Here is a 19,673-nt window from a genome sequence, read left to right on the forward strand (position 1 = left end):
CGGCGCCCCGGCATGCCGGTGCTGGCCCAATCTGGAGTTTTGAGCCGATGACTTTCTTGCGACTGGACAACATCCGGAAGAACTACGGTGACACGCCCGTCATCAAGGGCGTGAGCTTTGCCGCGACGAAGGGCGAGTTCGTGGTGTTCGTCGGTCCTTCCGGCTGCGGCAAGTCCACGCTGCTGCGCATGATCGCCGGGCTGGAGGACGTCAGTTCGGGCGAGCTCTACATCGACGATCGGGACGTGACCTATGAGGAGCCCGCCAAGCGCGAGGTCTCCATGGTCTTCCAGTCCTATGCGCTCTATCCGCACATGAGCGTGTTCGAGAATATGGCTTTCGGCCTACGCATGGCCAAGAAGCCCGAGGCCGAGATCAAGGCCCAGGTGACGGAGGCCGCCCGCATCCTCCAGCTCGAGGCCCTGCTCGACCGTAAGCCGCGCGCCCTTTCCGGCGGACAGCGCCAGCGCGTCGCCATCGGTCGCTCCATCGTACGCCACCCCAAGCTCTTCCTGTTCGACGAGCCGCTGTCGAACCTCGACGCAGAACTGCGTTCGCAGATGCGCGTCGAGATCGCCAAGCTGCACCGTAGTCTCGGCGCCACCATGGTTTACGTCACGCATGATCAGGTGGAAGCGATGACGCTCGCCGACCGGATCGTGGTGCTGCGTGCCGGCCTCGTCGAGCAGATCGGCTCACCGACCGAGCTGTATGACAAGCCCGCCAACACCTTCGTCGCCGGCTTCATCGGCTCGCCGAAGATGAACTTCGTCAATGCCAAGGTCGCCTCCGCCGCCGGCGACAGCCTCTTGCTGGAGCACCCGACCTTCGCCGGCGGCAAGCTGACCGTGAATACGCCGTCGGCCGCGCGCGTGAAGACAGGCGAGACGGTCATCGTCGGCCTGCGCCCCGAGCATCTCTCGGTCAACGCCGCCACCCCCGTCTTGTCGCTCACGCTCGATTTTGCCGAGAGCCTCGGCGGCTCGACGCAGCTCTATGCCCGTTCGGAGGGTGAGCCGATCATCGCGCTCACCGCCGGCCGGCCCGATCTCAAGCCGGGCGATGTCCTCAATCTCGGCATCGACCCGCGCCACATCTATCTCTTCGACGCCGCCGGCCTCGCTCTCTGAACGATTCCGACGACGGCAGCTCCAACAGGACAAGCCCCATGGTGCAGGCACTGGTTCTCGAAAAGAAGGGCGAGCTTTCCCTTCGTGACATTGACCTCCCGCTGGAGGTCGGCCCGGACGACGTGAAGATCGCCATCGACACGGTCGGCGTCTGCGGCAGCGACGTCCACTACTACACCCACGGCGCCATCGGCTCCTTCGTGGTGCGCGAGCCGATGGTGCTGGGCCACGAGGCCGCCGGCACCATCGTGGCGGTGGGAACCAATGTGAAGAACCTCAAGGTCGGCGACCGGGTCTGCATGGAACCGGGCGTGCCGAACATGAATTCGCGCGCCACCAAGCTCGGCATCTACAATGTCGATCCGGACGTGCGCTTCTGGGCGACGCCGCCGGTGCACGGCGTGCTCACCCCCGAGGTCGTCCATCCCGCCGCCTTCACCTACAAGCTGCCGGACAACGTTTCCTTCGCCGAAGGCGCGATGGTCGAGCCCTTCGCGGTCGGCCTGCAGGCGGCGACGCGGGCGCGCATCACCCCCGGCGATGTCGCCGTGGTGATCGGCTGCGGCCCCATCGGCATCATGACGGCACTGGCCGCGCTCGCTGGCGGCTGCTCGCGCGTCTACATCTCCGATCTCAGCGCGCCGAAGCTCGCCATCGCCGGCCAGTATCCCGGCATCCACCCGGTGAACATCACCGAGACCCCGCTCGCCGAGGTCATCGCCCGCGAGACCGAAGGCTGGGGCGCGGATGTGGTGTTCGAAGCCAGCGGCAGCCCGCGCGCCTATGAGGGCATCTTCGACATCGTCCGCCCCGGCGGTACGCTGGTTCTGATCGGCATGCCGGTCGAGACGACGAAGTTCGACGTCGCGGCGGCGATCATCAAGGAAGCGCGGATCGAGACCGTCTTCCGCTACGCCAACAACTTCGACCGTGCGGTGAACCTCATCGCGTCCGGCAAGGTGGACCTCAAGCCCCTGATCTCCGAGACCTTCGATTTCGCTCGCAGCATCGAAGCCTTCGATCGTGCGGCCAAGGGCCTCGCGACCGACGTCAAGCTGCAGATCCGCCTGCGCGGCTGAGCGCCTCAAACTCCCTCTCCCCGTCGGGGAGAGGGTTGGGGTGAAGGGGCTCGACGTTCCGCAATCGTTAGAGCCCCGCACCGACCCGCTTCGCGGGCCGCTTCTCCCCAATGGGGAGAGGGAAAGAACAGCTTCCAGCGCTTCCACACCAACCCCATTCGGAGTTTCACATGGGAAACCGGCTTGAGGGCAAGGTTGCCGCCATCACCGGCGCCGCATCGGGCATCGGCCTCGAATGCGCCCGCGCCATGCTTGAGGAAGGCGCCACCGTCGTCCTCGTCGATCGCGCCGCGGACGCGCTGGAGGCCATCTGCGCCGATCTGGGCGAAAGGGCCGTGCCGGTGGTCGTCGACCTGCTCGATCCGGCGAGCGTCGCGACGATGGTTCCGCAGATCCTCGCCACGTGCGGGCAGCTCGACATCTTCCACGCCAATGCCGGCGCCTATATCGGCGGCGACGTGGTGGACGGCGATCCGGACGTGTGGGATCGGGTACTGAACCTCAACGTCAACGCCGCCTTCCGCACCGTACAGGCGGTGCTGCCGCACATGGTGGAGCGGAAAACGGGCGACGTGATCTTCACCTCTTCCATCGCCGGCGTCGTGCCGGTGGTTTGGGAGCCGGTCTACACCGCCTCGAAATTTGCCGTGCAGGCCTTCGTCCACACCGTGCGCCGTCAGGTGGCGAAGCACGGTGTGCGCGTCGGCGCCGTGCTTCCCGGGCCGGTCGTCACCGCCCTCATCAAGGACTGGCCGCAGGCCAAGCTTGACGAGGCTCTTGCATCCGGCGCGCTGATGGAAGCAAAGGAAGTGGCGGACAGCGTGATCTTCATGCTCACCCGGCCGCGCAACGTCACCATTCGCGATCTGGTGATCCTGCCGAACGGAACGGACCTCTGACGATGAGCGGATGCTTCGCGGGAATCGACGTCGGCACGGGCAGCGTGCGGGCCGGCATCTTCGACGGGGACGGCAAGCAGCTCGCCGTCGCCAAGCGGGACATCCGTATCTGGAAGGAACAGGGCGATGTCGTCGAGCAGTCGAGCGACGATATCTGGGCCGGCGTCTGCGCGACGGTGCGGGAAGCGGTCTCCCGCGCCGGCATCACGGCGGCAGATGTGAAGGGCATCGGCTTCGACGCCACCTGCTCGCTCGTCGTGCTGGGCGCCGAAGGCCGCCCGATCCCCGTCGGCCGCCATGGCGACCCCACACGCAACATCATCGTGTGGATGGACCATCGCGCCACCGGCCAGGCCGACCGCATCAACGCTCTGGGCAGCCCGGTGCTCGATTATGTCGGTGGCACCATCTCTCCCGAGATGGAGACGCCGAAGCTGCTCTGGCTGAGCGAGGAACTACCGGAAAGCTTCAGGGGCGCGTGGCAGTTTCTCGATCTCGCCGACTTCCTCACCTGGAAGGCCAGCGGCAGCCTCGCCCGCTCGGTCTGCACCGTCACCTGCAAATGGACCTATCTCGCCCATGAGCAGCGTTGGGACGAGAGCTATTTCCGCCGCGTCGGGCTTGGCGCGCTCGCCGATGAAGGCTTCGCGCGGATAGGCACGCAAATCGTCGCCGCCGGCACCCCGCTCGGCAGCGGACTGACGGCGAAGGCCGCCGAGGAACTGGGCCTCCTGCCCGGCACCGCCGTCGCGGCGGGCCTTATCGACGCGCATGCCGGCGGTATCGGCACGGTCGGGGCGCGCGGCGGTGATGGCGGCGTTCTAGACCGCATGGCCTATGTGTTCGGCACCTCGGCCTGCACCCTGCTCACCACCACGGAACCCGCCTTCGTACCGGGCGTGTGGGGCCCGTATCGCTCGGCCATGGTGCCGGGCTTCTGGCTGAACGAGGGCGGCCAGTCGGCGGCCGGCGCCGCCATCGACCGCCTCGTGCGCCTGCATCCTGCCGCGCCGCAGGCGGCGGAACTGGCCAAAGCCGAAGGTCTGAACCTCAATGTATGGCTCGCCAATCAGGCCGAGGCGGCGGGCGGTGCGGCGGCTATCGAGAAACTCGTCGGCACCCTGCACGTGGTGCCCGAATTCCTCGGCAACCGCGCTCCCTTCGCCGACCATTTGGCACGCGGCATCGTCGCCGGCCTCGACATGGACGAAAGCCTCGGCAGCCTCGTCGGGTTCTACATGGCCGGCCTCGCCGGTATCGGCTACGGCCTGCGGCAGATCCTCGACGCACAGGCGGCGAAGGGTGTGAGAACTGGAACAGTCGTCGTCTCCGGCGGCGCCGGCCAGAGCGCGCTGGTACGTCAGGTGCTGGCCGATGCGGCGAAGGTGAACATTGCCGCCGTCAGCGCACCCGAGCCGGTTCTGCTCGGCTCCGCCGTGCTCGGCGCGGTCGCCGCCGGCCGCTACGAGTGCTTCGACGCGGCGATGTCGGCCATGTCGGAAATCGAGGTCGTCTATCCGCCAAACGCGGAGACCCACGCCTGGCACGAGCGCCGCTTCACCGCCTTCGAGACGCTGCAGTCCGCCTATCGCAGTCTGCGCGGCTGACGGGCGCGCTTTCGCGCCCGTCCTGAAGCCCTCAGACGGACGCCTTCAGCACGTCGGCCATGCGGTCGAGAAAGATATCCGCGTGCTCCCGGGTGAAGACCAGCGGCGGGCGGATCTTCAGGATGTTGGCACCAGGTCCGGTGGCGCTGATCAGCACATGACGCTCGCGCAGGCCGTTCACGATCCGGGTGGTCAACGCTGCGGCCGGTGCCTTGCTGGCGCGGTCCTCGACCAGTTCGAGGCCGGTGAACTGGCCCGCACCGCGCACGTCGCCGATCGCCTCGTAGCGGCCGGCAAGATCGCGCAGGCCGGCGCGCATATAGTCGCCGACGTCGCGCGCCCGTTCGGGAAGTCCTTCGCCCTCGATCACGTCGAGCACCGCAAGCCCGACCGCACACGCCACCGGATTTCCGCCGAACGTGTTGAAATAGCGTGCCTTGCGGCCGAACTCCTCGACCAGATGCGGCTTCATGAACACGCCGGCCATCGGGTGCCCATTCCCCATCGGCTTGCCGACCGTCACCATGTCCGGCACGAGCCCATGGCGCGCGAAGCCCCAGAAATCGGGGCCGACACGGCCGAAACCCGGCTGCACCTCGTCGGCGATGAAGAGTCCACCCGCGGCGCGGATCACCTCTACCGCCTCGCGCAGGAAGCCGGGCGGATCGGCAAAGACGCCATCCGAGGAGAAGATGGTGTCGACCAGCAGCGCCGCCGGCTCGATGCCGTTGGCGCGCATGTCGGCAATGGCCGCGCGCACGCCGGTCGCGAACGCCTTCCCGACATCGACCTCGCCCCGATAGCTGTCCGGGGGCGGAACGAGGCGCACATGCGGCCCACGCTCCACATACTCGCCGAGCGAGGGCGAGAGTTCGGACACCGCGCAGGTCAGCCCGTGATAGGCGAGCTTCGTCACGATCATCCCCCGCCGGCCCGTATAGGCGCGGGTGACGCGTAGAGCGAGGTCGTTCGCCTCCGAGCCGGTGCAGGTGAACATGATATGCCCAAGCTCACCCGGCACTTTTTTTTGTAGGCGTTCGGCGTAGGTGAGGATGGTCTCATGCAGGTAGCGCGTGTGGGTGTTGAGCGTCGACGCCTGCCGTGTCAGCGCCTCAACAACCCTTGGATTACAATGACCTACCGAGGCGACGTTGTTGTACACATCGAGGTAGCGTTCGCCCGCCGGATCGTAGAGCCACACCCCTTCGCCACGCACCAGATGCACCGGCTTCTGGTAGAACAGCCGGTAGGCCGGGCCGAGCAGCTTCTCGCGGCGCCGGACCAGTTCCCGCTCATCGGACGACAGGCCCGTATCGGCATCGGGATCGAAGGCGTTGACCATGGACATCGTCAGTTCCCCAGACAGGCGGCGGCGAGGCGATCCCGGACCTTGCCGGGGTCGAGGACGGCAAAGCGCTCCAGCCCGTCCCACGCGGAAGGGCTGTTGCGCAGGATGTAGCTGCGGTTCTCGGGGTAGCGCAGCGCCCGCCAGTTGGTGATCGCCACCGTGGTGAGCATGCGCGCCGCGATCAGGTCGAACAGGAGCGCGATCTCCCGCTCTTCCAGCGGCCGGACGGAGCAATAGGCCGAGACGAACTCGACCACCCCGTCGAACGGATCGCCGGCGGGCGAGATCTGGTAGCTCGCGGCCACCGCAACGTCGTTGACCAGCGCCGTCTCGACGAGATCGCCGAAGTCGAAGATGCCGGTGATGCGGTCGTGGTCGTCGGCCGCCACCAGCACGTTGTAGGGATTCAGGTCGTTATGGACGATCTGGCCGCGCAGCGTCGGCAGCACCGGCGCCGCCACGGCATCGAAGCGGTCGAGGAAGGCGGTGGCGAGACCCCGGCGCCGGTCGTCCTCGATATGGGAGAGCAGCGGGCGCAGGCCGGCGGCGTGCTTGATGTCCCATTGCAGGAAATGGTCGGCCGCCGGATGGCGGAAATCCGCCAGCGCCAGGCCGAGCCGGGCGAGCTGCGCGCCCAGCGCCCGCCGCTGGCCGCTGGAGCGCTCCACCTGATGCAACGGCACGCCGTCGAGCCAGGTGATCATGCGGACCACCATGGAGAGCCCATCCGCCTGCAACACGAAGGCTGGCTCGTCCAGCAGGGTGCGCCGGATGCAGGGCACCGGCAGCGTGGGATCGCGCGCCTCGATGTGGAGCATCGCCTTGGTCTGGAAATCCGTCACCAGCCGGTCCTCGGCGGGGTTCGTGACCTTGACCACGAAGGATTCGCCCGCCGGCGTGGTGAAGCGGAAATTCTGGTCGCGCTCGGAGGTGAGCAGGCGCGCCTCGCCCGCCAGCCCGTAGTGGTCGAGCACGACGCGCTCGACCTCGGACGGCGTGAGCGAGGGCGAAGGGGTCGCCAGCGAACCCGCCGCGGGGGCGGTCGTCAGGACATGGGACATAGGAGACACTCGCAACATGCACTGCCGGATCAGGGGGTGGAGTTGGCACCGCCCGCCAGGCATTCGCCGCCATCGATCACCAGCGCATGGCCGGTGATGTAGGAGGAACGGTCGGAGACGAGGAACACCGCCGCCTCGGCGATCTCCCCGGGCTGGCCGAAGCGCCCCATGGGCACCATGCCGGACACCACCTTCTCCAGCGCCCCGCGCCCGCCGAGCTGGGCGGTGTAGGGATCGTTGAAGGCGGTATCCACCCAGCCGGGACAGATGGCGTTCACGCGGATGCCGAAACGCGCATAGTCGAGCGCGATCTGCTTGGTCATGGTGATCACCGCCGATTTGGTGGTGATGTAGGCGAGCATGCCCTTGTCGAGGAACACGCCGGCATTGGAAGCCGTGTTCAGGATCACGCCCCCGCCCTGCTGCTTCATGATCGGCATCACCGCGCGGCAGGCGGCGAACTGCGCGTGGACGTTGATCGCCCAGGAGCGGTCGAGCTGACCGCCATCGATCTCCTCCAGCCCGCCGGCCACCTGCAGGCCGGCATGGTTGTGGAGGATGTCGATGCGCCCGTATTTGGCGTGGACGTTCTCGATCAGCGCGGCGATGGCGGCCTCGTCCGCGACGTCCAGCGTCGCCGCCACGGCCTTGCCACCGGCCAGACGCGCGCTTTCGGCGGCGGCGGCGCCATCGCGGTCCGTGGCGATCACCACCGCGCCCTCGCGCGCCATAGCCGCGGCGACGGCGCGGCCGATGCCGGACCCGGCGGCGGTGACGATGGCGATGCGGTTCTCAAGGAGGCTCGTCATGGCCGCAGGCTCCATTCCGTTGCCGCGTCGAAGAGGTGGATCTGGTCGAGCGCGATCTCGAAGCGCGCGGCCGCGCCAAGCGGCGGCACCCGGCCGGGCACGCAGCGGGCGGTGATTTCCTGCCCCGCCACCTCGCCGATCACATAGACCTCCGCGCCGCAGGGCTCGACCACGTTCACCTGCACGTCAATGGAGAAGCCCGTGCCTTCGGGCGCGTAGGCGAAAGCCTCCGGCCGCAAGCCCAGCAGGACCGGCGTGCCGGCCTTCGCCGCAAGCCCGGAAAAGGCCGGCGGCAGCGGCAGGGGTGTGGCGACGCCTTCCAGCGCGACCCGGCCGCCATCGACGAGGTTGCCACGCAGGAAACTCATCGACGGCGAGCCGATGAAGGAGGCGACGAAGACCGAGGACGGGCGGTTGTAAAGATCGTCCGGCGAGCCGATCTGCTGGATCTCGCCCCTGTTCATCGCCACGATGCGGTCCGCCAGCGTCAGCGCCTCGATCTGATCGTGGGTGACGTAGACGACCGTCTTCTTCTCCGCGAGGTGCATGCGCTTGATCTCGGTGCGCATGCTGGTGCGGAGCTGGGCGTCGAGGTTCGAAAGCGGCTCGTCGAAGAGATACAGCGCCGGCCGGCGCACGATGGCGCGGCCCATGGCGACGCGCTGGCGCTGGCCGCCGGAAAGCTCGCGCGGCTTGCGCTCCAGAAGGTGTTCGATCTTCAGCATGCGCGCCGCCTCGGCGACGCGGCTCTCGATCTCGCCCTTGGGCGTCTTGCTGAGCTTCAGGCCGAAGGACATGTTCTCCGACGCGCTCATATGCGGATAGAGCGCGTAGGACTGGAACACCATGGCGATGTCGCGGTCCTTCGGCGCGACCCAGGTGACGTCGCGCTCGCCGATCATGATCTGCCCGCCGGAGACCGACTCCAGCCCCGCGATCATGCGCAGCAGGGTGGTCTTGCCGCAGCCCGAGGGGCCGACCAGCACGACGAATTCGCCGTCATTGATCTCGAGGTCCAGCCCATCCAGCACCCGGACGGGTCCGAAATGCTTGGAGACTTGCCGTATCGTTACGCCTGCCAAGGCCAGTGCTCCCTGCTCAATAACGTTTCACGAAAAGCCCGCGGCGCGTGTAGACAGCCGCGGCTTCCTCGATCAGGGCGGCGACGCGCTCGGCGCCATAGTCGCGGCGCAGCTGCGCCGCCCGGTCGAGAAGCTGCTGCGCGTCGCGCGCGCGGCCCGGCCGCAGCAGCTCGTAGGTGTCGAGGATGAGGTCCTGCGGAACGCGCACGAGATCCGCCGCGCGCTCGAAATTCTCCGCCAGCGTCACCCGCCCGGCGGCACGGGCGATCCGCGCCTGAAGCAGCAGCGCCTCGGGCGTGATCGCCACGTCCCGCGCGTCCACCTCGCCGGACATGACCGCTTCCAGCGTCAGCGCGGAGAGCGGCTTGCCGGTCGGCGTCCTCACCTGTTCCGGCGCCTTCTCGGCGACGGGATAGAGATCGACGTCGCTCATGGGCGGTCACTCCTGTCGGCGCCGGCCGGAGGCCGATAGTCGAGCTCGACCGGCGTGGCGGCGGGGTCGGTCAGGGCGGTCTCGATGGCATAGAGCAGCGCCACGCGCACATGGAAGCGGGCGCCCAGAGCCTCGCCCTGCACCGGCACGACCACCGGCTCGGGCGCCTCGCCATGGGTGTAGCGGGCCGCGTTGCGGCCGAGCGCCCGGTAATGATCGAGGCCGGTCAGCGGGGCATTGGAGAACAGCTCGACATTGAGGTGCGGCATGCGGTCGGCCTGATGCAGCACCGTGGTGCCCTTGGCCTGGATGCCGATGCCGTAGCCCGAGCCCGAGAGCCGCGCGGCGGCGAGGCCGAGAAAAGACGTGTCCGCCGTGTGCAGCATGCGCACGATGCGCGCCGTGCCACCGCCCGCCTCGACGCCACCGACGAGGGCCGCGACGACCTCCTCCAGCCTATGGCCGGCCGTGGTGCGGTGAAGCTGGCGGCCGAAGCCGGGACTGACGCCGATGACCACCTCGTGCGGCGCCGTGCCCCGCACCGCCTCCCCCCTGGGGAGCAGCCAGTCGGACTCGCCGGCCTCGCCGATATCCTCCACCGCCAGCACGCGGTCACGCGTCAGCACGTTGCGGATGCCCTGCACCGCCTGCCAGCGCGCCTCCGGCATGCGGTAGCCGGTGCCCGGGCCGTGATAGTCGTTGGGATCGTTGACGGCGCTGATGACGCGTCCGTCGCGCACGATGGCGGAGGTCTGGAGATAATCGCCGGAGATGCGCTGGCGCAGCATGAGGAGAAGGTTCTCCGCCTCCTCGGTATAGCCGCGCGCCGCCAGCGCGCGCACCACGTCCACGGCGGTGATGCCGCGCGCCTTGATTGCCGCGCTGATCGGCGTGACCTCGCCGGCGGTGAAGCTCTCTGTCTCCTGCGAGCCGGAGGCGAAGACCACCGACATGATCCGCTCGCGCGGGACCTTGCCGAGGCCGAGCTCGTCCATCACCGCCGCCAGCGCCTCGACGGCGCGCACGCGCAGGCCGAGCACCTGGTCCTCGTCGACGGGGGTGAGCCCGCCATCGGTCTCGAAGTCGCGCTGGAGGACGAGATAGTCCTCGATCTCCTCGCCGTTGAAGAGCGAGGCGTTGAAGGAATTGTCGTACTTCTTCACCGAGCCGAAGCCCGAGCAGATGAGGTCCGAGCCGGCGAGCAGATAGGGCGTGATCTTGGCGCCGACGCGGATCTCCGACTCGCTGGTGCGGGTGTCGTTGCCCGAGGCGCATTCGAGGCCGAGCCAGACGGCGATGAGGTTCTCCGCCATCAATTCGCGCACGCCGCCGGCCATGGAGGCGGTGAGCGGGGCGCCGTCGATGCCGCCGTTCTGCGTGCCCTGCACGCCCATCGCCCGTTGCAGGCACAGGCAGCGCGCTTCGAGATAGAGCAGCGAGCGCTGCTCGTGGAAACCCATCAGCAGTTCCGCCGCCGCACCCGAGGTGCAGCGCGCCTTGATGCCGCGCGAGGCATAGGCGGCGGTGAGCAGCGCCTTGGACCAGGGCGTGTCGTCGCCGTCGATGAAGGCGCGCTCGGTGCCGTAGACGGAGACGGTCTCGGCATAGGAGGCGAGGCCCGCGAGGCCGATCTGCAGCTCCTCCGCCTCCTCGATGGAGCACTGGAACAACACCCCTCCCCGCCCGACCGCCGCGCCCACCGTGCAGGCGAGCGCGTTGGCCCAGCCGTTCGAGGCGACGCGCATGGTGGTCTCGATCTCGTCGAAGCCGAGCGCCACGGCGGTGGCGGAATCGGCGGCGAGCTGGAGCGGGTCGTCCTTGGCGTTGGTGACGTGGGCCTGATTGCCGGGGGTCTGGCGCTGGCGCATCTTCGAATAGGCGAAGGCGATCTCGAGCGCCGACAACCGGCCCACGACCTCGGCGAGGCGCGCCGGCGTCAGGCCGCGGGCGAGCGCCTCCAGTTCCTGCCGGGGAACGTTGATGTCCACCAGCTTGCGGGCGATCTCGCCCGGATCCATCGCCATGGCGACAGCGGCCATGGCGGGATCGATGTGATGGGCGGCGATGAAGGCGTCGATGATGTCGAAGTCGCCGGCCGCCTTGCCGTCCATCCCCGTCACCCGGCCCCCCTCGACGGTGAGCGAGGGGGCGGGGTCGTGGGGGCTGCGGAACACCGAGAAGCCGGCCTCCGGATTCTCCGCCGCGAACAGGTCCTGGCGCAGCGGGCGGGAATCCCACTCGCCGAAGCGGCGCCAGCGGTTGGAACTGTTGGGAGCCTCGCTCATCTCACGCCTCCCGCATGGTCCGCAGCAGGACCAGCGTCAGGATGGTGACAACGATCAGCAGGATGAAGGAGACCGCGGCCGCCTGGCCGATGTCGAGGAAGCGGAAGCCGAGGCGGTAGGCGTAGAAGGAGATGGTCTCCGTCGCCTTGCCCGGCCCGCCCTGGGTCAGCATGTAGATCAGGTCGTAGCTCTTCAGCGCCGCGATCATGCGGATGAGCAGCGTCACCATGATCACCGGCTTCATCAGCGGCCAGGTGACGTAGAGCAGGATCTGCAGGCGGCTGGCGCCGTCGATGCGCGCGGCCTCCACCGGCTCGCTCGGCATGGCCTTGAGGCCGGCATAGAGCATGAGCAGCATCAGCGACGTCTCGTGCCAGACATCGACGAACACGACGGTGCCGAGCGCGAGGTTGGGATCGCCGAACCAGCCCTGCGGCGGGATGCCGGCGAGCCCGATCAGCCAGTTCACGATGCCCAGAGTTGGATTGAACATCAGCCGGAACATCAGCGCGACGGCCACCGGCGTCATCAGCACCGGGATCATCAGCACGAGGAGATAGAAGGAGCGGCCGGGCAGATGCGGCTGGTTGAGCAGCAAAGCGAGGCCGAAGGCGACGATGAACTCGATCGCCACGCACAGCGCCGTGAGCTTGAGCGTCACCCACGAGACATTGGCGAAGTCGTCCGACAGCACGGCGATGTAGTTGCCGAGGCCGGCAAAATCGCCCATGCCGTAGGTGATGATGTATTCCTGAAAGCTCAGATAGATCGAGTAGATCAGGGGCGCGGCCACGACCAGCGCCAACACGATCACGGTTGGCGCCACGAAGATGTACTGCGCGAGATTGCGGTGCCGGCGGGGGGTGGTGCCGGCGGTCGCTGCGACGAGGGTCATGGGATCGCGCCCCTGAAAGCTGCGGTACGAGGGTCAGGTCACTTAAGGAGCGGATCGCCCTTCACGAGGCGACCGAACTTGTCCTGCGATTCCTCCAGCGCGGTGGCCGGAGCGACGCCGTTGGCGAGCACCGAGCCCATGACCTCGGCGAAGGTCTCCACGAGCTGGGTCGAGCGGGACATGATCGGCAGGCCCTTCGAATGTTCGAGGGCGATACCCACCTGCGACATGGCCGGCCACTTCTTCAGGAACTCGGCGTCCTCGTAGATCCACATCTGGGTCGGCTGGCCACCGGCAAGGGCGCGCTTGTAGGCGACATCCTTGGATTCGACCCACTTCAGGAACTCCCACGAGCAGTCCGGGTTCTTGGCGTTGGTCGGCACGGCCCAGCCCCAGGCGCCGAGGAAGCTGTCCTTGCCCGGCACAGGCGCGAAGCCCATCTTGCCGACCACGGTCGAGTCCTTGGGGTCTTCCATCGTGGGGAACAGGAAGAGGTAGCTGATCGCAAAGATCGCCTTGCCCTGCTTGAGCGTATTGGCGACATCGTCGAAGTTCGCGCCGAGCGCGCCAGGCTGCGCGGCGGTCTTCAGAAGGTCCGCATAGACCGTCACCGCCTTGGTCGCCTCGGGGCTGTCCATGGTCGGCTTCCAGGTGGTGCGGTCGTAGAAGTCGCCGCCCTCGGCGAAGAGGTAGTTGGTCGCCTCCATCACCACCGGGTCCGCGCGCTGGGCGGCCATGGCGATGCCGTGCATGTCCTTGTACTTGCCGGCCCACTTCACCACCTCGGAGAACTCCTCCAGCGTGGTCGGCAGGCGCCAGTCGCGCTTGAACTCGGCCTTGTAGGCCGCCTGGAAGGCCGGGTCCTCGACGATGTCCTTCCGGTACAGGATGCCCATGGCGTACTGCCAGAAGGGCAGCATGTAGGTCTTGCCCTGCACCTTGCCGTTCAGCGCCATCAGGGCGGGGAAATAGATGCCGGTGTCGATCTTGTCGCGGGCGATCAGCTCGTCGAGATCCCTGATCCAGCCGGCGGTCTTGAACTCGCCGACCCAGTAGCTGTCGACGACGAGCACGTCGTAGCTCGACGTCGGCGCCGTGAGGCTCGGCACCAGCTTCTCGTGCATCAGCGAGTAGTTGACCGCCTCGATGTTGACCTTGGCGCCGTATTCCTTCTCGAATTCGCCCTTCAGGCTGCTCAGCGCCTCGGTGTCCGGCACTGTCTCCATCAGGATGTTGATGTCGGAGCCCTTGCAGACGTCGCTGGCGGCAAGGGCCGGCCCGGCGGCGAGCATGAGAGCGATCGTGGCGGCACAACCGCCAAATTTCACGCGTGTCATGACAGTTCCCTTTTCTGGATGGTTCGACTGCGGGCGTTTGCCGCCCGGCTTGTTGCTCAGCCCTTCACCGCGCCGAGGCTGAGACCGGCGACCAGAAGTTTGCGGATGGCGAAATAGACGAGGACCATGGGCGCGATCGCCAGCATGGTGGAGGCGCAGACCGCGCCGATGGCCGTGCCCTGCTGGGTGACGAGGCTGGAGATGGCGACCGGGAGGGTCTTGGTCTGCTGCCCCGTCAGCATCAGCGCGAAGAGGAACTCGTTCCAGCACAGCACGAAGGAGAGCACGCCGGCCGCGCCGATGCCGGGCAGCGCCGCCGGCAGGACGATGCGCCAGAACACGCCGAAGGGCCCCGCCCCGTCGATCAACGCCGCCTCGTCGAGCTCGCGCGGCACGCGCTTGAAGAAACTCATCATCAGCCAGACGACATAGGGCAGGTTGAAGGTCAGATAGGTGATGATCAGGCCGACATGGGTGTCGGCGAGCCCCACCTGCTTGAAGATGAGGAAGAACGGGATCACCAGCACGATCGGCGGCATCATCTGCGTCGCCAGAATGGCGAGCGGCATGACCGGCCCGCCGGTGCGGAACCGATCGATCGCGTAGGCCGCGAGCGCGCCGAGCATGAGGGCGATCAGCGTGGTCGCCATCGCGACAATCAGACTGTTCAGGAAGAAGCTGCCGAAATCGAAGCGCAGCAGCACCTCGCGGTAATTGTCCAGCGTGGGGGTGAAGAACAGGTCCGGCGGGATCTGATAGGCGACCACCTTGTCGGCGAAGGAGGTGCGCAGAACCCACAGCAGCGGCAGCAGGATCACCGCCGAAGCCCCACCCAGAATGAGATGGGATGCCCATTGCACCCAGCGCGACTCGCCGATCACTGTCCGCCTCCGCTGCTTAGCTTGTTATATGTTATAACACTAGAAGCCGTATTTTCGGCTGGCAAGCGAAATTTCGATGTCCGCTGCCTCGAATTCCTCAGACGGCCTCGGCCATCGGCACCTTGTCGTCGTCGCCGAGAAAACGGGTCAGCAGGCGCGCCGCTTCGAGAATGTCCCGCTGCACCGCCTCGCGCACGCCGTCGGCGTCGCCCGCCGAGGCCAGCGTGATGATCTCGTCATGCACCGTATTGGCGATGGCGTGGAAGCGCCCCTCGCTCGCCAGCGCGTTCAGCCATGGGCCGGTCTGCAACCAGCACAAGTCAATGAGTTCCCACAGGAATTCCATGCCGGACGCACCGTAGATGAGGAAGTGGAAGCGCTCATTGTTGGCGAGATAATCCGTGAAGCGCTTCTGGGCGATATCGGCCGTCATGGCGGCCGAAAGCGCCTCGAGCTCGGCAATGTCGCGACTCGTGAGCCGGGGCGTCGCCTCCTGCGCGGCAAGCCCTTCCAGCCGCACGCGGACCTTGGTGATTTCCTGGAAACGGCTGCGCGTCAGCACCGGCACGATGATGGTGCGGTTGGGCTGGAGCCGCAGCGCCTGCGCCGCGATGAGGCGCTGCAACGCCTCGCGCACCGGCGTCGCGGAGATGCCGAGATCCTTGCCGAGGCCACGTATGGTCATGGCCTGACCGGGCTTGAAACGCCCGGAGCGCAACGCCCCGCGCAGCGCCGTATAGGCCCGCTCGTGCAAGGGCTCCTGAACGAGTGGTTCAAGGTTCATGGGGCGCGCTTTCCTCGGCTGAGGGTCCGCGGGCAGCGGCCACCTCGTCATATGTTATAACAGAACAAACTATCGAGGCCGACGCAAGAGCCCCTCGCCCGGAACCCCACAGCGACGACCGCAGCGGGCCCGGCATCGCCAGAGCACCGCCGCTGCCCGTCATCTCGCCACGAGTCGCGCCCGCACGCCAAGCATCCTCCGCACAACGGGCGCCGGAAGGACTGCCCCGCTCTTGGGGGTGCCGCCTACGGGCCGACCGACACCGTCGCCGTGAGGCCGGCGACGAGGGTGACGCCCTCGGGAATCGTGCCGAGCGCGATGCGTACCGGCACGCGCTGGGCGAGGCGCGCCCAGCTGAAGGTGGGATTGATGTTGGCGAGCAGGCCGTTGCCGACGGTGCGCTCGCGGTCCTCGATGCCGGCCGCGATGCTCTCGACCCGGCCTTCCAGCGGTGTCGCCTGCCCCATCAGATGGATGGACACCGGCGCTCCGACGTGGATGCGCGCCAGCTTGGTTTCCTCGAAATAGCCCTCGACGCGCAGGGAATCCCGGTCGACCAGCGCCACCTCGGCCTTGCCGGCGGTGAGATAGTCCCCCCGCCGCAGGTTGAAGTTGGTGATGGTGCCGTTCACCGGCGCCTTCACCTCGGAGCGTTCGAGGTTCAGCCGGGCGAGGTCGCGGTCGGCGAGCGCCTGCCGGTAGCCGGCCTCGGCCTCGGCCTCCTCCATGCGCGCCTGCTCGGTCTTCTGCTGCGAGACGACATCCTTGAGCTGCTCGTAGCGCGTCCGGTCGCGGCGCGCCTGTTCGAGCGTCGCCTTGCGGCCCTCGACCGCCGCCTCCGCCTGCTCCAGCGCGATGGAGAAGCGGGCGCCGTCGATGCGGAAGAGCACGTCGCCGGCCTTCACGCTTTCATTGTCGCGCACCAGCACCTCGCTGATGAAGCCGGAAACATCCGGCGCCACGCCGACAATGTCGGCACGCACCTTGGCGTCGCGCGTCCAGGGCTCGTCCATGTAGTGGGCCCAGAGCTCGCGCCCGGCGCCGAGCGCGGCCAGCGCCACCGCCAGCGTAACGCCGATACGGAGCATGCCGCGAAAGGAAAAGGTCATGACAGCCACCATTGGGACAGCAGGGACATGCCCTGCAGCAGGACGACATAAAGGGCGACGTCGAACAGGCCGCGGTGCCAGACGAAGGCATAGGCGCCGAGGAAGGCGAGCACCCGGCGCACCGCGAGGCTCACCAGCAGCGTCGCCAGCATCAGCGCCAGCAGGTTCGGCAAGTAGACGCCGTAGATATCGATCTCACCGAACATCGGACTATTCCGCCGCCATCGGCATGGGTTGGAACCGCCCGGGCTGGAACCGCTCCTGCGGGGCGAAGCCGCCGGCCGGACCCGGCGTGCCGGGGAAGAAGACCCGCCGCAGCCCGACGAGCGCGTCGAGCGTGCGGCGCCCCTCCGCCCCCTCCTCACGCGCGGCGAGGCGGAGCGCCGCGTCGATGCCGTCGCAGAGCGCGTCCGGCGGGGCGGTCAGGCTCTGGCGCGCGGCACGCTCGCGGTAGAGCGCGGCGACGCCCGCCAGCACGGAATCGACGGCCGCGCGCGCCGGGAGGCCCACGCCGCGGCGCATCTTCTGCAGCTCGACGATGTTGAAGCCGACCCGCACCTCCGCGAAGCCGTCCACCCTGGCGAGCTCGCGGTCCTCGATGGCCGCGAGGCGCGGCACGAGCTGGCCGAGCCGGTCGAGCATGCGCCCGGCAAGGCGCTCGTGATCGTCGCGGTTGCGGCCGGCGGCGGTCTCGGCGAGGTCCGCCCAGCCGGCCCGCGCGAGCCGGCGGGCGGCGATCTCCACCCCGAAGGGGCGGGTCGCCACCGTCCAGGCGAAGGCGAAGGTCAGCCCCGCCAGCGCCGCGAAGCCCTCATTGGCGAAGGTGGCGAAATCGACGCTGTAGCGGTTCTGCATGGCGACGAAGGAAGCGGTGTTCACCGCCACCAGCATGCCCAGCATGGTGAGCTGCGGGCGCGGGATCATCAGGCCGAGCAGCAGGAAGGGCGGCGCGAACACCAGCACCAGCATCTCGAAATCGTGCACCAGCGGCAGGATGCCGAACAGATAGACGGCCGAGACGACGAGGCTGACGCCGCTCCAGACCGCCATGGTGCGGATGAAGGGCGCGGGCCGGTCCATGGCGGCGAAGAAGGAGCAGGCGACGGCGGTCATCATCACCGCCGTGCCGCCATTCGTCCAGCCGCTGGCGATCCAGAAGGCGCAGGCGGCCAGCGTCGCCAGCACGCAGGAGCCGGCGGAGAACAGCATGAGCCCGAAATCATAGTGCCGGGCCGGGCCGACCACCCGGCGGTGGCGGAAGCGCGGACGCCAGGGGCCGGCATGCTGGCCGCGCTCGATGTCGGCCTTCAGCACCAGGCAGTCGCTCCACAGCGCGACGATCTCGCCGAGCCGGTCGAGCGCGCTGGCGCGGATGAGCTCGTCCCAGTCGCCGGGATCCTGCGGGCGCTGCGCCTTCATCGCCGCGATCAGCGCATCGGCCTCGGCCGGATCGGCGGCGCGGCCTCGTCCCAGCCAGTCGGCGGCGCGGGCGAGCACCCCCGCGAAATCGGTCGGGAGCTCCCCGTCCAGCGCCTTCAGCGCATGGAGGCGGTCGGCGAGCGAGGACAGCAGCGGCAGCAGCATGAGCAGGCGCCCGCGCAGCTCGCGGGCATGGGCGACGACATCGCGCGTCGCCGCATCGTAGGAGAGCTGGCTGATGATCAGGTCGAGGCCGGCGATGTCGGCGGCGAGCTTCTGCCGGCGCAGCGGCGTGACCGGAAGTGCCCCCTCGCCGCGCAGGATCTCCCCGGCCCAGGAGGCGGCGTCGTCCAGCCAGCCGGCGATGCGGGCGGCGAGCGCCGTGCCGACGCTGGTGGGGAACACCACCGCGCCGACCACGCTGGCGCAGGTGATGCCGATGATGATCTCCTCGCTGCGCGCCAGCGCGATGTCGAAGATGTTGGCCGGCGTTCCGACCTCCGGCAGGGCGATCAGCGGCAGGCTGTAGCCGGCCAGCATGAACACGTAGCTGCGCGGCGTGCGGTCGAGCATGGAGATGTAGAGCAGGCAGCCGGTCCACAGCGCGACGACGAGACTGAGCAGTTCGGGCGCATTGACGAAGACCGGCACGAAGAGCACGGCGGCGCTGGCGCCGATCAGCGTGCCGAGGGCGCGGTAAAGGCCCTTGGAGCTGGTCGCGCCGGCAAGCGGATTGGCGACGACATAGACCGCCGCCATCGCCCAGTAGGGGCGCGGCAGGTCGAAGGCCAGCGCGATGTAGAGCGCCAGCATGGATGCCAGGAAGGCTTTCCCGGAGAAGAGCCAGTCCCGCCGTGAAGGGAGTGTCACGCCGACACCTCCTCCGTCGAACGGACGGACGCGGCATCGAACAGCTTCAGCACGCGCAACGTGACTTCGAGATCGTCACGGCTCACCTCGGCCAGAACCTGACCGCGTACGCCGCTCAGCAGGTCCTCGATGCGCGCCGCGAGCCGCTCGCCGGCAGGGGTCAGCCAGATCGTCTTGGCGCGACGGTCGGTCGGGTCGTCCCGACGCTCGATCAGATCGGACGCCGCGAGCTGGTCGAGCAGGCGCACCAGCGACGGCCCCTCGATCCCGACATAGGCCGCGAGCGTCACCTGCCGGACGCCGCCACCCAGTCGCCCGGTCCACACCAGCGGAGCGGCGCACGCTTCCGAAATGCCGAGCACTTCCAGCTCGCGCTCGGCGATGCGGCGCCACTGCCGGCCGGCATTGAGAAGCTGGGCGGTGACCTGCCGCCGAAGGGGTTCAATTTCATTCATGACTAATTAGTAGCATACTAATTATATTGACGCAATTGATATGCGGAGGTGCTGCTGATGACGGGCCTTGCCACCGGCCCGACATCGGATCATGGCAGGAGACGGATCCGACGATCCGACGCTCGCCTGTCCGCTCCCGCTCCATCCGCCATTCCTTTACGCAAGTGCCGTCACAGGCTCGAAAGAGCGC

General features: G+C 68.0%; 18 protein-coding genes. 4 read left to right on the top strand and 14 right to left on the bottom strand.

Going from position 1 to position 19,673, the window contains the following annotated elements:
• Positions 1-47: 47 nt before the first annotated feature.
• The 4 genes from STARVERO_RS08310 (at position 48) to STARVERO_RS08325 (ending at position 4,715) form a co-directional block, all read left to right on the top strand.
• Positions 48-1,130 carry an ABC transporter ATP-binding protein gene (locus tag STARVERO_RS08310; RefSeq protein WP_159598505.1) on the top strand — a complete coding sequence of 361 codons (1,083 nt, stop codon included), beginning with the start codon at positions 48-50 and terminating at the stop codon, positions 1,128-1,130.
• A gap of 41 nt (positions 1,131-1,171) precedes the next feature.
• Positions 1,172-2,209 carry an NAD(P)-dependent alcohol dehydrogenase gene (locus STARVERO_RS08315; protein WP_200837899.1) on the top strand — a complete coding sequence of 346 codons (1,038 nt, stop codon included), beginning with the start codon at positions 1,172-1,174 and terminating at the stop codon, positions 2,207-2,209.
• 170 nt (positions 2,210-2,379) lie between these two features.
• Positions 2,380-3,108: an SDR family oxidoreductase gene (locus tag STARVERO_RS08320; RefSeq protein ID WP_159598507.1), complete on the top strand. Its 729-nt coding sequence runs from the start codon at positions 2,380-2,382 to the stop codon at positions 3,106-3,108.
• A gap of 2 nt (positions 3,109-3,110) precedes the next feature.
• Positions 3,111-4,715, top strand: a complete 1,605-nt coding sequence (locus STARVERO_RS08325; protein ID WP_159598508.1) for an FGGY-family carbohydrate kinase — start codon at positions 3,111-3,113, stop codon at positions 4,713-4,715.
• A 31-nt stretch (positions 4,716-4,746) separates the two neighbouring features.
• Here STARVERO_RS08325 and STARVERO_RS08330 read toward each other — a convergent pair whose 3' ends face one another.
• The 14 genes from STARVERO_RS08330 to STARVERO_RS08395 form a co-directional block, all read right to left on the bottom strand.
• A complete protein-coding gene (locus tag STARVERO_RS08330; protein WP_159598509.1) occupies positions 4,747-6,063 on the bottom strand; it encodes an aspartate aminotransferase family protein in 1,317 nt (438 codons plus the stop codon).
• A gap of 2 nt (positions 6,064-6,065) precedes the next feature.
• The gene (locus STARVERO_RS08335) at positions 6,066-7,124 is read right to left on the bottom strand and encodes a phosphotransferase (RefSeq protein ID WP_159598510.1); all 1,059 of its coding nucleotides are present in this window, start codon (positions 7,122-7,124) and stop codon (positions 6,066-6,068) included.
• A gap of 29 nt (positions 7,125-7,153) precedes the next feature.
• Positions 7,154-7,933 carry an SDR family NAD(P)-dependent oxidoreductase gene (locus STARVERO_RS08340; protein ID WP_144342455.1) on the bottom strand — a complete coding sequence of 260 codons (780 nt, stop codon included), beginning with the start codon at positions 7,931-7,933 and terminating at the stop codon, positions 7,154-7,156.
• Positions 7,930-9,015, bottom strand: a complete 1,086-nt coding sequence (locus STARVERO_RS08345; protein WP_159598511.1) for an ABC transporter ATP-binding protein — start codon at positions 9,013-9,015, stop codon at positions 7,930-7,932. The genes STARVERO_RS08340 and STARVERO_RS08345 overlap by 4 nt, the downstream gene beginning before the upstream one ends.
• A gap of 16 nt (positions 9,016-9,031) precedes the next feature.
• On the bottom strand, positions 9,032-9,448 hold the full coding sequence (locus tag STARVERO_RS08350) for a diol dehydratase small subunit (protein WP_144342453.1): 417 nt from the start codon (positions 9,446-9,448) through the stop codon (positions 9,032-9,034).
• Complete coding sequence (locus STARVERO_RS08355; RefSeq protein WP_159598512.1) at positions 9,445-11,733, bottom strand: propanediol/glycerol family dehydratase large subunit; 2,289 nt, start codon at positions 11,731-11,733, stop codon at positions 9,445-9,447. The genes STARVERO_RS08350 and STARVERO_RS08355 overlap by 4 nt, the downstream gene beginning before the upstream one ends.
• Before the next feature lies 1 nt (position 11,734).
• Positions 11,735-12,628 carry a carbohydrate ABC transporter permease gene (locus STARVERO_RS08360; RefSeq protein ID WP_159598513.1) on the bottom strand — a complete coding sequence of 298 codons (894 nt, stop codon included), beginning with the start codon at positions 12,626-12,628 and terminating at the stop codon, positions 11,735-11,737.
• A gap of 38 nt (positions 12,629-12,666) precedes the next feature.
• Positions 12,667-13,965, bottom strand: a complete 1,299-nt coding sequence (locus STARVERO_RS08365; RefSeq protein ID WP_159598514.1) for an extracellular solute-binding protein — start codon at positions 13,963-13,965, stop codon at positions 12,667-12,669.
• Positions 13,966-14,021: 56 nt separating this feature from the next.
• The gene (locus tag STARVERO_RS08370; protein WP_159598515.1) at positions 14,022-14,846 is read right to left on the bottom strand and encodes a carbohydrate ABC transporter permease; all 825 of its coding nucleotides are present in this window, start codon (positions 14,844-14,846) and stop codon (positions 14,022-14,024) included.
• 97 nt (positions 14,847-14,943) lie between these two features.
• Entirely contained in the window at positions 14,944-15,630 is a 687-nt protein-coding gene (locus STARVERO_RS08375) for a GntR family transcriptional regulator (RefSeq protein ID WP_159598516.1), read from the bottom strand.
• 245 nt (positions 15,631-15,875) lie between these two features.
• Positions 15,876-16,739 (bottom strand): efflux RND transporter periplasmic adaptor subunit, encoded by an 864-nt coding sequence (locus STARVERO_RS08380; protein WP_159598517.1) that lies wholly within the window; start codon positions 16,737-16,739, stop codon positions 15,876-15,878.
• Positions 16,736-16,945 carry a DUF1656 domain-containing protein gene (locus STARVERO_RS08385; RefSeq protein WP_159598518.1) on the bottom strand — a complete coding sequence of 70 codons (210 nt, stop codon included), beginning with the start codon at positions 16,943-16,945 and terminating at the stop codon, positions 16,736-16,738. Before STARVERO_RS08385 ends, STARVERO_RS08380 begins: the two co-directional genes overlap by 4 nt.
• A gap of 4 nt (positions 16,946-16,949) precedes the next feature.
• A complete protein-coding gene (locus STARVERO_RS08390) occupies positions 16,950-19,028 on the bottom strand; it encodes an FUSC family protein (RefSeq protein ID WP_159598519.1) in 2,079 nt (692 codons plus the stop codon).
• A complete protein-coding gene (locus STARVERO_RS08395) occupies positions 19,025-19,483 on the bottom strand; it encodes a MarR family winged helix-turn-helix transcriptional regulator (protein ID WP_159598520.1) in 459 nt (152 codons plus the stop codon). The genes STARVERO_RS08390 and STARVERO_RS08395 overlap by 4 nt, the downstream gene beginning before the upstream one ends.
• Positions 19,484-19,673: the final 190 nt, after the last annotated feature.

It is taken from the genome of Starkeya nomas (assembly GCF_902703545.1).
GTDB lineage: Bacteria > Pseudomonadota > Alphaproteobacteria > Rhizobiales > Xanthobacteraceae > Ancylobacter > Ancylobacter moscoviensis.

What these genes read in the sequence shown, in the direction of transcription:
- STARVERO_RS08355 (WP_159598512.1), bottom strand. Translation starts at nt 11,733, where the DNA reads ATGAGCGAGGCTCCCAACAGTTCCAACCGCTGGCGCCGCTTCGGCGAG.
- STARVERO_RS08360 (WP_159598513.1), bottom strand. Translation starts at nt 12,628, where the DNA reads ATGACCCTCGTCGCAGCGACCGCCGGCACCACCCCCCGCCGGCACCGC.
- STARVERO_RS08325 (WP_159598508.1), top strand. Translation starts at nt 3,111, where the DNA reads ATGAGCGGATGCTTCGCGGGAATCGACGTCGGCACGGGCAGCGTGCGG.
- STARVERO_RS08365 (WP_159598514.1), bottom strand. Translation starts at nt 13,965, where the DNA reads ATGACACGCGTGAAATTTGGCGGTTGTGCCGCCACGATCGCTCTCATG.
- STARVERO_RS08340 (WP_144342455.1), bottom strand. Translation starts at nt 7,933, where the DNA reads ATGACGAGCCTCCTTGAGAACCGCATCGCCATCGTCACCGCCGCCGGG.
- STARVERO_RS08350 (WP_144342453.1), bottom strand. Translation starts at nt 9,448, where the DNA reads ATGAGCGACGTCGATCTCTATCCCGTCGCCGAGAAGGCGCCGGAACAG.
- STARVERO_RS08385 (WP_159598518.1), bottom strand. Translation starts at nt 16,945, where the DNA reads ATGTTCGGTGAGATCGATATCTACGGCGTCTACTTGCCGAACCTGCTG.
- STARVERO_RS08335 (WP_159598510.1), bottom strand. Translation starts at nt 7,124, where the DNA reads ATGTCCCATGTCCTGACGACCGCCCCCGCGGCGGGTTCGCTGGCGACC.
- STARVERO_RS08380 (WP_159598517.1), bottom strand. Translation starts at nt 16,739, where the DNA reads ATGACCTTTTCCTTTCGCGGCATGCTCCGTATCGGCGTTACGCTGGCG.
- STARVERO_RS08320 (WP_159598507.1), top strand. Translation starts at nt 2,380, where the DNA reads ATGGGAAACCGGCTTGAGGGCAAGGTTGCCGCCATCACCGGCGCCGCA.
- STARVERO_RS08395 (WP_159598520.1), bottom strand. Translation starts at nt 19,483, where the DNA reads ATGAATGAAATTGAACCCCTTCGGCGGCAGGTCACCGCCCAGCTTCTC.
- STARVERO_RS08375 (WP_159598516.1), bottom strand. Translation starts at nt 15,630, where the DNA reads ATGAACCTTGAACCACTCGTTCAGGAGCCCTTGCACGAGCGGGCCTAT.
- STARVERO_RS08330 (WP_159598509.1), bottom strand. Translation starts at nt 6,063, where the DNA reads ATGTCCATGGTCAACGCCTTCGATCCCGATGCCGATACGGGCCTGTCG.
- STARVERO_RS08310 (WP_159598505.1), top strand. Translation starts at nt 48, where the DNA reads ATGACTTTCTTGCGACTGGACAACATCCGGAAGAACTACGGTGACACG.